Origin of the sequence: Nocardia sp. SSK8 (assembly GCF_037034205.1) — a bacterium.
GTDB lineage: Bacteria > Actinomycetota > Actinomycetes > Mycobacteriales > Mycobacteriaceae > Nocardia.
The window spans coordinates 22,387-35,222 of sequence record NZ_JBAGKD010000022.1 but is presented as its reverse complement, the minus strand read 5'-3'; the positions used below and the strand labels follow the sequence as shown (position 1 = coordinate 35,222).

General features: G+C 70.6%; 8 protein-coding genes. 1 reads left to right on the top strand and 7 read right to left on the bottom strand.

The window, feature by feature from the left end; all coding sequences use genetic code 11:
- The coding region (locus WA675_RS26640; RefSeq protein ID WP_336088068.1) for a (Fe-S)-binding protein at nucleotides 1-1,263 on the bottom strand (1,263 nt) is incomplete at its 3' end.
- Between the two features lie 504 nt (nucleotides 1,264-1,767).
- Between WA675_RS26640 and WA675_RS26635 the strand changes: the two genes are divergently transcribed.
- Nucleotides 1,768-2,475, top strand: a complete 708-nt coding sequence (locus tag WA675_RS26635) for a hypothetical protein (RefSeq protein WP_336088066.1) — start codon at nucleotides 1,768-1,770, stop codon at nucleotides 2,473-2,475.
- Nucleotides 2,476-2,550: 75 nt separating this feature from the next.
- On the opposite strand, the gene WA675_RS26630 is transcribed toward WA675_RS26635, so the two are convergent.
- From WA675_RS26630 to WA675_RS26605, 6 genes are all read right to left on the bottom strand, one after another.
- On the bottom strand, nucleotides 2,551-3,384 hold the full coding sequence (locus WA675_RS26630; RefSeq protein ID WP_336088063.1) for an NRDE family protein: 834 nt from the start codon (nucleotides 3,382-3,384) through the stop codon (nucleotides 2,551-2,553).
- A gap of 88 nt (nucleotides 3,385-3,472) precedes the next feature.
- Nucleotides 3,473-4,798 carry a S1 family peptidase gene (locus WA675_RS26625; RefSeq protein WP_336088061.1) on the bottom strand — a complete coding sequence of 442 codons (1,326 nt, stop codon included), beginning with the start codon at nucleotides 4,796-4,798 and terminating at the stop codon, nucleotides 3,473-3,475.
- A gap of 91 nt (nucleotides 4,799-4,889) precedes the next feature.
- Nucleotides 4,890-6,236: a S1 family peptidase gene (locus tag WA675_RS26620; protein WP_336088059.1), complete on the bottom strand. Its 1,347-nt coding sequence runs from the start codon at nucleotides 6,234-6,236 to the stop codon at nucleotides 4,890-4,892.
- Between the two features lie 107 nt (nucleotides 6,237-6,343).
- Nucleotides 6,344-7,465 carry a hypothetical protein gene (locus tag WA675_RS26615; protein WP_336088057.1) on the bottom strand — a complete coding sequence of 374 codons (1,122 nt, stop codon included), beginning with the start codon at nucleotides 7,463-7,465 and terminating at the stop codon, nucleotides 6,344-6,346.
- Nucleotides 7,466-7,493: 28 nt separating this feature from the next.
- Nucleotides 7,494-10,709: a LuxR C-terminal-related transcriptional regulator gene (locus WA675_RS26610; protein WP_336088056.1), complete on the bottom strand. Its 3,216-nt coding sequence runs from the start codon at nucleotides 10,707-10,709 to the stop codon at nucleotides 7,494-7,496.
- A complete protein-coding gene (locus tag WA675_RS26605; protein WP_336088054.1) occupies nucleotides 10,706-12,721 on the bottom strand; it encodes an Hsp70 family protein in 2,016 nt (671 codons plus the stop codon). The genes WA675_RS26610 and WA675_RS26605 overlap by 4 nt, the downstream gene beginning before the upstream one ends.
- Nucleotides 12,722-12,836 lie beyond the last annotated feature (115 nt).

Genomic DNA, 12,836 nt, shown 5'->3' with positions numbered 1-12,836 from the left:
GCGGCGCATATCGATGATGTGGTCGACATGCTCGATATCGACCGGGCACTGCTCGACACACGCGCCACAGCTCGTGCACGACCACAGGACCTCGGGATCGATGACACCGTTGACGTCCTCGCCACCGATCAACGGACGCTCCGCCTCGGCCCGCGCCGCCTCGGAGATCTTGGCCAGCTTCGCCTCGTCGGGCTTGCCGTCGGCGTCGACCAGGCCGATCTCGTCGCCGCCGGGGTCCTTACGGCCACCGGCCAGCAGGTAGGGGGCGGCGGCGTAACCGTGGTCGCGCAGCGACATGATCAGCAGCTTGGGCGAGAGCGGCTTGCCGGTGTTCCAGGCGGGGCACTGCGACTGGCAGCGACCGCACTCGGTGCAGGTGGTGAAGTCCAGCCAGCCCTTCCAGGAGAAGTCCTCCATCCGGCCGACACCGAGGTTGTCGACATCGGGGTCGACGTTCTCCATGTCCAGGACCTTGCCGTTGGACATCATCGGCTTGGCCGCGCCGAGGGCGACGCCGCCGTCGGCCTCACGCTTGAAGTAGATGTTCGGGAAGGCCGAGAACCGGTGCCAGGCCACGCCCCAGGTGATGTTGCGGCCGACGACGAACAGCCAGACCATGCCCGACATCAGCTTGACGAACGCGAAGATCGAGATCAGCGTGACGTTGGCCGGGATGATCTTGGCGATCTGCCCGGTGATCGGGTCGGTCCAGGTGGAGTGGCCGGTCAGCGACAGCACACCGGCCTTCACCAGCACCATGCCGATGCCCTCGGTGAGCACGACCCACTCGACGAAATACGCCGGGCCGAACTTCGAGCCGCTGAAGCGGGACAGCCGCGCGGGCAGGCGCGGGTGGTTCAGCTGACGCAGGATCATCAGCGTCGCGATGCCGACGACGGTGCCGACGCCGAGGATCTCGTCACCGAGATGGAACCACCAGGTCTCGCCGATGAACGGCCACGACCAGGTGGGGTCGAAGGTCTGCCCGTAGGCCATGAACCAGAACTGCGCACCGGCCAGGAAGCCGATCATGACCAGCCAGTGCGCCCAGCCCACGGTGCGGAACTTGTTCATCCGCGTGTGCGCGATGAACTCCACGAGCATGGTCTTGAACCGCGGGAAGAACGGTCGCCAACGGTCCGGCGCGGACTGGCCGATCGTCACGGCCTTTCCGATCTTCCACGCGCCGCTGAGGAACGACGCCCAACACAACAGGCTGAGCAGTGCTCCAATCGTGCCCAACGTGATTGTCAGGGCATTCATGTCGCGACCTTTCTTTAGAGGCAACACGAGGTCATGAGTGAGGAGGACTCACCCAGTTGGCTCGTATCGTAACCGGCGCTAAGTTACCGGCCAGTAACTACCGGTGTCCACCGTAGGATCGGCATTCGTGCTCTGACCTTGTTTACTGGGGCTTGACCTGGAATTTGCCTGTGAGCAATCTCACACAAAAGTTTGCTCCAGGATTTCCACGTCCGCTGGTGAACACCGTAAACCGCGTGTGATCTGCGGTGGAGCTAAGGTCAGGCTTACTAACTCGTTCGAGAATCCTTCTGGTCTCACGGGTTTCGTTCCATTAAGCTGCGGCTGTTCTGTCTGCTGTGCCGGTCTTCACACTGCTCGGGGAGAAGTAAGGGACATCTCACGGATGTCGCTACTTGACGAGTCTCGCGTGTCGCGGATCGCACGCCGCACCACACCTGATGGATTGGAACCTGAATGAACTTCCGTAGGACCACTGCGGCCGCCGCACTGGTTATCGGGGCGATGACCGTGGCTACCGGCGTTTCGCATGCCGAAGAAGCCCCGCAGGACATCAAGTACTCGGTGAAGCTGGTCGACAAGACCGTCGTCGCCACCGTCAAGAACGGCACCGTCGCCCTCGTCGAGCAGGACGGCGAGACGCCGGAGGCGCCCAAGACCCAGATCGCCGAGATCAAGGACAGTCGGGGGGCTGTCGTGGTCTCGCTGCCGATCGCCTTCACCATCAACGGCACCGACATCCCGACCAAGGCCGAGGTCGTCAAGGACTCGACCGTGCTCGAGCTGACCCCGGAGAAGCCGGAGGGTGTCGACGTCACCGCCAGCCAGGTGGGCGTCAACCCGGTCATCAAGGCGGAGTCGATCGCCTCGGTTCAGGAGAACCAGAAGGCCATCAACGACTTCTCCTCGAAGTTCAGCATCGGCACCGCCATCGGCACCTTCGTCGGTTCGGCCATCGGCGCGGTCGTGGGTTGCATCGCGGGCGGCATCGCGGGCGTCGGCTTCTTCTCGATCCCGCTGTGCCTGGGTGGCATCGTGGGTGGCGCGGCCATCGGCGGCGTCATCGGCATGATCGCCATCGGTGGTCCGACCATGATGGTCGCCGGTCTCGAGCTGCTCAATGTCATCCAGGCGCCGGACGGCACCACCGCCTGGGCCGAGAAGCCCAAGGCGATCGCCGACCCGGCTCCCGAGGCCACCCCGGCGAACTGATCGGCTTCGGCCCGAACAGCTTTCCCACGAAGGCCCCGCTCCCCACGGAGCGGGGCCTTCGGCGTTCCCGACCCCCTACCCGACCCTTCCGGACACCGTTTCCGCCCCCTGAACGACCCCGTGCGGACCGAACGACCGCTCGGCCATGACATAACTCCCATCGGCCCGCACGAGCAGCACCGTGCTCGCCCTGGTGCCGTGCAGATCGTGGGCGACGAACCGCGCCGACACCGCCCGCTCGAACTCCGGCGCGATCCCGGTGCGCGGCAGCAGCTCGGCCGCGGCCTCGGTGCGGTCGGCGAGCAGGGCGAAGTAGTCGTCGACGGAATCCGGTGCGGTGGCGATGATGTCGCGCAGCTCGGCCAGTCCGTCGGCCACCTTCGGCCAGACCGGCGGCGCGCCCACCCCGGCCACCTCGAACTCCTGGGGACGGCTGTGCACAACCTCGCCGGGCGCCGAGACCAGATGCGGCCCGTTCGACAGCCCGTGCAGTCCGGGCACGAGCTCGGTGGGCCCGGCGCCGCTGCGATTGGACTGCCACCACAGCGCGTCCGCGTCCCCGGTGAGCAGGTTGTAGCCGAGGTAGCGGCCCGGGTCGATCACGCTCTGATAAGCGCTGGGCGAGTCCGCCGAACGCAGGAAGTCCATCAGCAGCGCGCCGCGGGAGCGGGCGCCGGGGACGTGGTCGCGCGGATCGCGAACATTGGTGACGGTGGCGAAGCGGGCGTCGGCGGGACGGAAACCCAGCCAGGTGCCCGGCGCGTCGGCGCCGAGATCCCGGCCCGCCAGCAGCCCGTCGGGCCACTCGGTCAGCGATTCGGTGGCGCGGGTGTAGAACTCGTCCCGGTTGGCCGCGACGATCAGCCGGTACTCCGGGTGCGCCCGCCAGGCGAGCAGAACCAAACACATGCCACCAGCTTGCCGCAGACGCCGGAAGGGCCGGTAGCGCGCTGCTACCGGCCCTTCCGAGCTGCTCTGTTGCCCGCGGAGACCGCGATCAGTTGGTGCGGACGGCCAGACCCGGGTTGTCCGAGAGGACGACGCTCAGCGGCTGCGCGAACAGCTGCGGCACGTCACCGGTGATCGCGCCGATGATGTTGGGGATCTCGCAGATCGGGTAGTCGGCGACCGACGACGCGCTCGAGATACCCAGCGCCAGGCGACCGGTGACAATGGCGCCACCCGAATCGCCGGGCAGGGCGCAGATGTTGGCCGAGAAGCTCTGGGTCATCTGGCGGTCGCCGACCTGCACGGTCTGGTCGACGCCGTTGATGATGCCGCAGCTGAAGCCGGTGCGCGCACCCGACTTGCAGACCGGCGCGCCGACGACCGGCACCGCGACACCCTCGATCGCGATCGGGGCGTTGCCCGGCACGCGCACCAGGTTGTTCTCGAAGCGCGGGCGGGCGTTGTCGTTGACCGCGATGATCGAGTAGTCCTGCGCGCCCAGCACCGACTTCTGGAAGGTGCCCAGCTGGGCACCGGCGTGGTCGCCGTTGATCTCGTAGACCGCGGCGGCCGAATCGCTGCCCGCGGTGCCGATGTCCGGGTTGCAGTGACCGGCCGAGATGTTGACGACATTGCCCGAGCGGTCGGTGCCGTTGAAGCCCAGCGAGCAGCGCAGCGAGCTGCGGCCGATGATCGAGGCGTAGCCGTCGCCACCGGCCAGCGCGCCGTTGCCGTCACCGGCGACGGGGGTGGCCGTCAGCTCGACGCGCTCGCCCGCCACCGGCGGCGCGGTGACGACCACGCGGGCCGGGTCGATGAAGCTGGGCAGCGGCAGCCCGGCCTGGTCCACGCGCACCGCGATGGCGTTGTTGACGGTGTCGATCACGACACCGCGCACCAGGTTGGCGACCTCCGGCGGCGCGGCGGCCAGCCAGTTCTCGAACGCGGTCTTCTCCCCGCGCAGCATGGACTCGCTCTTGGCGACATTGCGCACCTCGAACCCGGCCGACTCGGCCGCGGCCCTGGCCTCCTCGGCGCCGGGGCCGTGTGAGAGCGCGATCACGGCATTGCCCTGGTCGCTCAGCCAGGAACCGGCGAAGACCTGCGGGAACTGGCGCTGCGCCGTGGTGGCGAACGCGGCCACCTGCTGGGCGGTGTCGGCCCGGCGCAGGTACTCCTCGGGGGAGATCTTCAGGTCGCGGGTGACCGCCTCGATCAGCTGGGCGGGCAGGTCGCCCGCGGGGGCGGGCTGCGCGTCGGCGACTGCCATCGTGGGGCCGAACAGCAGAATCGCCGCGGAGGCGGCGATCACGGATTTGCGAGCTCTTCCCGAGCTGCGCGCGGACGAGGTGCGACCCATACGTGGCAGGAGCATGATCGAACTATATGGGCTCGAGCGGGTTATGCCTACTCGGACCGGGTAAGAGATTTCGCTCACCCGGTCCGGTCGGCGATTCGGGGCGGTCTCAGCCCGCGTTCGGCTTGGTGCGCACCGTGATTCCGCCGATCGCGCCCGCCGCGTCGGCCAGGATCGGCCGGATCGGGATGCCGAGCGAGGCGGTGCCGCCGTAGGGGGCGAGCTGGGTGTTCGCCTCGGCGCAGTTGGGCGCGTCGGCGGCGTTGGAACCGCTGGTGATGCCAAGGGCCAGGGTGCCGGAGACGATCGCGCCGCCACTGTCACCGCCCAGGGTGCAGGCGCTGTTGGCGAAGCCGCGGATCGTCTTGCTGACGCCCTCGGCCGTGAACAGCTGGGTCTCCACGTGATCGGCCGAGACGAAACCGCAGGTGAAGGTGGACGACTGACCGGTCTTGCAGACGGGCGCGCCGGTCACCGGTTCCGCGGTGCCGGTGATGGTGAGGGTGGTGCCCTCCGCGCCGCGCACCCGCGGCTGGTCCATGCCCGCGTTCACCGCGCGCTCGTTGAGCCGGATGACCGAGTAGTCCAGCGCGGCGGGCCCGCCCAGCACCGAGTGGGCGAAGCTGCCGACCTCGGGGCTGTTGGGGATATCGCGCACATTGGGCACGTAGACCGGGGCGCTGCCGCCGTTGTCGATGTTCGGATTGCAGTGGCCCGCCGAGATGTTGAGGGCGCTGCCCGCGTCGTCGGTGGCGTTGAAGCCGAACGAGCACACGTCCACGCCGCGCAGGGTGGTGTCGTGCAGGTCCTTGGTGGCGGTGATGTAGGTGTCGCCGCCCATCGGCCGGTATTCCACCGGACCGCCGCCGCCGGGGGAGAGCACCACCTTGATGGTGGCGATCAGCGTCGGCAGGTTGAGCAGGTGGCCGGTGGGGGTGTTGGCGACATTGAGCACCAGCTGGCTGTTGAGGGTGTCGATCGCGACCGAGCTGATCGGCTCGGAGATCTCGCGCGGCAGGCTCGCGATCCACTGGCTCAGCTGCACCAGCGCGCCCTCCAGCCCGTTGGCCGAGATCGGCGCGAGCTGGGTCTGGTAGCCGTCGGCCGCGGCGAGCTTGCCGGTCTCGGCGTCGGTGACGGCGACGACGGCCTTGCCCTCGGGGGTCAGCCAGGCACCGGCGAAGGTGTCGGGGTTGTCGGCGCGGAAGTCGGCGGCGTATTGGCGCAGCTGCTGCGCGCGGGCGGCGCGGTCGAGGTACTCGACGGGGGTCATGCCCAGGTCACGCGCCAGCGCTGTCACCATGCCCGCGGGTAACGCGTCCGCGGAAAGCTGAAGGGGGGCATCGGGATTCGCCGAAGCGAGACCGGAGCCGAACAGTGGTGCCAGGAGAACAGTCGCGGCGAAACCGGCGGAGGCTGCCTTGACCGCGGCGCGACGCGCCACCAACTTGCGCATGAAATCCCTTCGTCGGCACGAGTGACCTCCGACACTGCCCGCGGCAGTGATGTCGGTCGCGGCATCACTCTAGGGCACGGTCGCGACACCGGCGCGGCAACGTCCGACTAGCGGTCGTAGTCGTAGCCCGGAATCCGCAGCGGCGAGGGCAGAGTGCCCGGCGGGTACTCCTCGAAGGGCAGCAGCGGGCGGGTGGTGCTGCGGCTGGGGGTGGTCGGTTCCGTGGTGGTCGACGGCGCCGGTTCCTCGGTGGTCGTCGTCGGCTCCGGCGGTTCCTCGGTGGTGGTGGCCGGTTCTGGTTCGGCCTCGGGCTCGGTGGTGGCGGGCGCCTGCGGCGCGGTGGTCTCGACGACCGGCGGCGGCAGCGGCGCAGGGGTGGGTGCGACGGTGAGCGATTCCTGGTGCGCGTCGGAGATCGGCGGCGGGGGCACCGGTTCGCCACTCCGCAGCATCAGCGAGACGACGATGCCGCCGAGCAGCAACCCGACCAGCGCGGCGGCCGCGATCAGCAGCGGCGTGCGATTGCGCGCGGGCGACGGGGTGACGGGCACCTCGGCGGGCAGCGCGGCGGGCACGGCCATCGCCTTGGTGGGCAGGGTGGCCACCGGCAGGGCCGCCGAATACGCCTGCGCGCTCGCCGCTGGCCGCTGCAGCGCGGGCATCACATCGGTGACGACCAGCGAGTTCTCGGTGACGATCGGGTCCGGCGGGGTGGCGCCCGCCGGGGTGGCCAGCACCGCGACCAGCGCGGCCTCGGCCGCCGAGGTGACATAGGAGTGCCCGGCCGACATGCCACCCGAGGGCGGGGGCAGCTCGTCCTCACCCAGCAGCGCCACCGACTTCAGGCCCAGATAGTCCAGCGCCTCGCGTACCCCGCGCACGACCTCGGTGGACCAGTGCGCCGGATGGGTCGCGTAGAACTCGGCCGGGCCGCTGAGGTGCTCGGTGGTCTGGTCGATCAGGCAGAACATGGCCGTGGCCAGCAGGTCCTCGGCCCGGTAGGCCTCGCCGCCGTCCACGTCGACACCGGCCGGGTCGCCGATCGCGCGCACGAAACCGCTGATCGAGTGCGAGTGCCCGGAGGGCGCCGGGCCGCCGAGGGCCGCGTCACCGTCATCGGACATGTGCAGTACCGCCTCGCGGACGAGGTGCACCGGCGGACCGTCCTCGGTGACCACCGCGGCGACGCACTCGTCGTCGGCGATGCGCAGGCCGACCCCAGTGGCCATCCGGTATACCTCCCTACCCCGGGCCGGATCACACCAGCAGTGAACCGTGTCCCATCGCGCGGAGCATCGACAATAATTCCGATCGGGATCGCGCGCCTATCCGACGTCGGATTCGCGCGACGTGATGCTCCACCGTCTTCGCGGAAATGTACAGCCGCGCGCCGATCTCCCGGTAGGTCAGCCCGAGCAGCACCAGCTCGGCCACCTCGCGCTCACGCTCGCTGAGCGCCTGCGGTCGCACCAGCGGACGCGGCTCGGCCTGCGACGCGTCGGTGCTGGTCACGGGCTGATCGAGGTGGGCGGGCACGCGCACCGAGTCGGCCAGTTCCCGCAGTGCCGCCCCCACGGCAGGGTCCTCGACAAGGCGGGCGGTGTCCTCGGCGAGGTGCGCGCCGTCATAGGCGTGCCCCCACTCGGCCAGCGCGAGCACCACGCCGCGCACGGCCTCGATGTCGGCTTCGCCACGTCGCACCAGCAGCCACGTACGCCCCGCGTCGGCCAGTACCGCGGCGTGCGCGTCCCCCGCGGCGGCGGCATCCTTCAACGCGTGCGCGTGCGGCAACAACCGCTGCGGCGCGTCCCCCGCGAGCGCCGCCAGCACCCCATACCAATGGAAGCCCACCGCCCACACCGACCCCGAACCCAGCCCCCGCACCAACTCCGCCGCCCCCTCGACCATCCCCTGCACCCGCCCCTCGTCCCGCACCACGATCCCCGCCAGCCAGAGCTCCCCGACCGCCCCCAGACTCAGCAGATCGATATCCACCTTGTCGAAGGCAGGCAGCGCGACCATCCACGCCCGCCGCAATGCCCCCGCGTCCCCACCGCGCCGCGCCAGGCCGACGGCCAGGGCGTGCGCGAGCAGCCGGTCGCGAGGCGACAGGGCGACATGCCCGAGCGAGGCGAGGATCTCCGCCGCCCGCTGCTCGTCGCCGGTAGCGAGGGCGACCCAGGCGGCGAGGATCGCGTGGTGGTGGTCGGTGAGCGCGGTGAGTGGAGGGAGGATCGGGAGCGCACGATCGCGGGAGTTGTCGGTGGAACCGGGGACGTGCGGGTTGCCGGTCGAGTCGTGGGCGACATCGTGGCTGCCTGCGCCACTGGTAGCGCGGTGCTGCTGGTTGTCGGAGGACCCCTCGATGCGCCGGTTGCCGCTGCCGGCGAGTGGCGCGGTACCGGCATCGCGGGTATTCGCCCAGTCAGGAGCGGATCGGCCGGGAGCGTGCGGGTGCTCGTCGGTGGTGCCGGGCCTCGCTACGGTCGGCTCGTCGCCCGCGTGCCAGCCGGTCGCGGCACAGATCGCGGCGGCGGCGCGGGTGGAGTCCCCGGCGCTCAGGTGCAGCAGGGTGGCGACGGTGATCGCGGTGCACGGGCCGCGGCCTCGATCGGTGTGCAGGGCCTGGGTGAGCTCGATGGCGAGCTGGGCTGAAGGCGAGCGGCCTTCGGCGACCGGGCCGTGCGACTCACGACCCCTGGCCGCTTCGGGGTTGACGGAGGGGGCCCCGGTCGAGCTGTGGCCGGGCGAGATTGCCGCTGCATGGTCTGCGTGCCGGGGCTTGGCGGTGGGGTGCTCGGCTGGGATGGGATCGGTGGCGGGCTGACCCGACGGCGAGCGGTCGTCAGTGGCCGGGGTGCGTGGCGCGAGCCCTCCGACTGTGCCGGGGCGGATTGTTTCCGGTCCGACGGAGGAGGCCCCGCCGAGCCGTTCGCCCGGCACGGCCGCGGGGATCCCGGGTGGGTGGGGCGTCAGCAGCCCGGCGGTGTTGTGCGGGCTGTGATCCGGCGAATTCGGCGCGGCATGTTCGGTGTGGCGGGTCGGAGTGGGCTCGGCGGTGGCACGTCCACCTGCGACGGGGGAGCTCGTGGGTGTGACGCCGGGGAGGTGGGTGCCGAGGGAGGTGAGGAGGGTGCGGGCGGTCAGGCGTTGGCTGGCGGTGGATTCGGTGGGGGGCCAGCGATCGGCGTCGGTGGCCGCGTCGGTGGCGGCGGTGGTGTCGCCCGCGAGGGCGAGGACGGTGGTGGCGGTCGCCCAGTCGGCGCCGACGCGGTGGGGGCCGAGCCAGCGGTAGAGGGCGGCCGCGCGGTGGACCGTGCCGCGGCGGGTGAGGACGGTCGCGCAGAGGCGGACGGCGGCGGCGAGGTCGGTGGGGGAGGCGTCGGGGCGGTCGAGGATCGGTTCGGCCAGGCGCAGAGCGGTGTCGTCGTCGCCCGCGGTGGCGGCCGCTTCGGCCCAGGGCAGGGCGATAAGGTGCGGGTCGGCGCCCGCGGCGGCCGCGGCGGCGTAGTAGCGGGCGGCTTCGAGGCGGTTGTGTTCGGCTGCGCGGCAAAGGAATTCGGCCAGACGTTCGTCGCGCACACCGGATTCGGCGAGCAACAGCCCGGTGTGGTCGCGCAGCAACCCGGCGGCGAGCCGGGTATCGAGCAACCGGTGCTGCACCGCCATATAGCGCCGATCGCCGAGCAGCACCCGCAACTGCGGGACGGCCGCGCTCAGCAGCAGATCGGCATCGGTCACCAGCGCGCTGGTCCTGGCGCGCACCAGCAGATCCCGCGCGAGCTGCGGCTCGATCTCGAGCACTTCGGCCAGTTCGCCCGCGTCGAGCCCGGTGCCGGTCGCGGCGACCACGAGCGTGTCGAGCAGGGCCGGATCGGCCCCGGACAGCTGCGATCTGGTCCACACCGCCAGCGCGTCGTCGACGGCGGCGATGCCCTGATCCAGCCGCGCCGCCCCTGCCGCGAGCAGCGCCGCGACCACCCCGCCGGGCACCCCGGCGGTCTCGGCGTGGATGTGCTGGATGATCGGCCGCGGCACGGTGACCCCGAGTTCGCGTGCCAGCGCGGCGATATCGCCGCTGCCAAGCGTCCGCAGCTCCACGGTGCGGCCGTGCCGGGCCACCGTCTCGCACAGCGCCCGTAGCGCGGGCACCTGCGGACGTGGCTGCATCGCGCAGAGGAAAGAACGTGTGCCCGCAGCGATCTCGGCGCTCAACGCGTCGAGCTGCGCGGGCGTCAGCGTATGCAGATCGTCGAGAACCACCACCGCACCACCCGTCGGCGGCACCGGCACACTGCCGATCACCCCGAGCCCGCGCCCCCGCAACCGCTGCCGCGCCGCGTCCAGCAGCACCGACTTACCGGTGCCGGACCGCCCCGACAGCAACAGCACCACCGGCTTCTGCGGTGCGGCATCGATACTGCGCAGGATCTCGCGGGCGTTCGGCAGGCTGTCGAGCGCTATCGGACTCAATTGCCGCCTCCCAGCAGCTCACCGGGCAGCTTCGTGACCCCGCCGACCGTCCCCTCGACGACATCACCGGCACCGTCGATGATCTTGCCGGGGACCTGGCCGAGGTTGGGGTACTGGGGCTGCTGCGGCTGCTGGGGTTGTTGCGGAGCGGGCGTAGGCGAGGTGGTCGGCGGTGGAGACTGGACCGGAGGAGCCGGTGTGGGCGAATTCTCCGGCGCGGGAGCCTGTTCGGGCGCGGGCGCCTGCGGCGACGCGGGCTGCGGCTCGCTGCCCTGGGAGCCGCCCTGCGGCGGGTTGCCCTGGGTTCCGCCCTGCGGTGCGCCCCCCTGCGGCGCACCTGCCTGCGTGCCACCGGACGCCTCGGTGGTGTTGGGCGCCACCGCATTCTGCGTTGTCTCCGGTGTCGCGGCCGGGGTGACGGTCCCCGGAATCGGCTGCCCGCTGGCATCGAGTAGCGGCGCACCAGGAACCGGCTTACCGTCCGCGTCCAGCGTCGGCGTCCCGAGCACCGTCCTGCCCTCGGCATCGATCGCCGCGATGGGCGTCACCGCGTTGGTGACCGGTGCGCCGGTACTCGTGGCCGCGGCATCGGCAGGGGTGGACGACGGCGTACTCGACATGAATTGCGGTGCCACAGCCAGTGTTCCGGCCGCCAGCGCACCGAAGGCGACGAACGCGGCGGCCACCACGGCCAACCGCTTGCCGGACTTGCGCGGCGCCGAGTCGTCGGCATCGGGCAGATCCGCATCGGTGAACAGCGTCTTGCCGGTCGCCCCGCCGACATGCGCATCGATCGACGGCCTCGCAGGACCGGAACCCGTCCCGCCAGAGGAAGATCCGCTCAGAGAGGCGACGGCCGACTCGGTCGAGACATCGGCCTCCGGGCTCGTGCCCGAAACCGCCTCCTCGGCAACCACTCCCGCCATCGGAAGCTCACCGGAATGCGTCGCCTGCTCGGTATACGCCGAATACGCCAACGCCCCCGAAGACACCGCCCCGAACGAAGACTCCACCGCCAGCAGATCAGCCGCCAGCTCCGCCGCCCCCGCCGCGCTCGCCGTCGCCGGATCGGAGCACGCCACCACCGGCAACCCGAACTCCGCCGAAACCAATTCGGCGACAAGCGGAATCGCCCCACCGCCACCGGTCAGCAGCACCGCCCGCACGTCACCGAACTCGATCCCCGCCTGCCGCACCGCCTGCCGGACCAGCTCGAGCGAATCCCGCAGATCCGCCCGCACTACCTCCTCGAACTCGCTGCGCACGATCCGCACCGGCCCGCCCGTGCCCAGCGCGCCCACCGGCACCACCGTCGCGGTGTCGAGCGAGAGTTCCTCCTTGGCGATCCGCGACCGCTCGCGCAGCAAGGCCAGCTCGGCCTCCACCGCCGGATCGAAGGGATCGAACTCGGCGTCACCGAGCGCGTGCGCGAGCACATAGCGCATTGTCAGCAAATCGAATTCGGCGCCGGACACGGTGTCGCTGTGCACAGGAGTGCCCAGCAGTCCCGACTGTTCGCCGGTGCGTACCACCGAGACGGTGAGCCCGCTCGCGCCGAGGTCGTAGACCACAAGGGCGCCGTCGTCGAGCAATCCGCGCTCGATCTCGTAGCGGCGTACCACCGCCAGCGGCTCCGGGATCAGCACCGTGTCACCGGCGCCCGACGCGTCGAGCGCGTCCTGCACGGCGCGCACCTGGTCGTCTGCCCACCAGCCCGGGTGGCAGGCGATCACCGTGAGGTTCGCACCGGTCTCGGTCGCGATATCGGTGATCAACCGGGTTGTCGCGGCGGCGACGAGGTCGGCGGCGGCATGACCGGACCCGTCGTCGGCCAGCATCGGCACCGGGTCGCCGACGCGCGCGAGGAACCCGTCCACGACCTGTCCCGGCGCCACCTCCACCGCCGAAGGGCGCTGGATCACCGCCACCGGCACACCACCGTCGGCCGCCGTCGCGACGGCCACCGAACGGGACGCGCCGACGGCGATACCAAGCGGAAGACGTTCAGTCATAAAAACCTCTTGCGGATGCGAAAGCGGCGGACACCATCGAGCGAACTATCCCGATAGTCGGTTGCTGCCCGAAAGCTGTTACGCACGGCCGACAACTGGACGATTGATCACCACG

What these genes read in the sequence shown, in the direction of transcription:
- WA675_RS26635 (WP_336088066.1), top strand. Translation starts at nt 1,768, where the DNA reads ATGACCGTGGCTACCGGCGTTTCGCATGCCGAAGAAGCCCCGCAGGAC.
- WA675_RS26630 (WP_336088063.1), bottom strand. Translation starts at nt 3,384, where the DNA reads ATGTGTTTGGTTCTGCTCGCCTGGCGGGCGCACCCGGAGTACCGGCTG.
- WA675_RS26625 (WP_336088061.1), bottom strand. Translation starts at nt 4,798, where the DNA reads ATGCTCCTGCCACGTATGGGTCGCACCTCGTCCGCGCGCAGCTCGGGA.
- WA675_RS26620 (WP_336088059.1), bottom strand. Translation starts at nt 6,236, where the DNA reads ATGCGCAAGTTGGTGGCGCGTCGCGCCGCGGTCAAGGCAGCCTCCGCC.
- WA675_RS26615 (WP_336088057.1), bottom strand. Translation starts at nt 7,465, where the DNA reads ATGGCCACTGGGGTCGGCCTGCGCATCGCCGACGACGAGTGCGTCGCC.
- WA675_RS26605 (WP_336088054.1), bottom strand. Translation starts at nt 12,721, where the DNA reads ATGACTGAACGTCTTCCGCTTGGTATCGCCGTCGGCGCGTCCCGTTCG.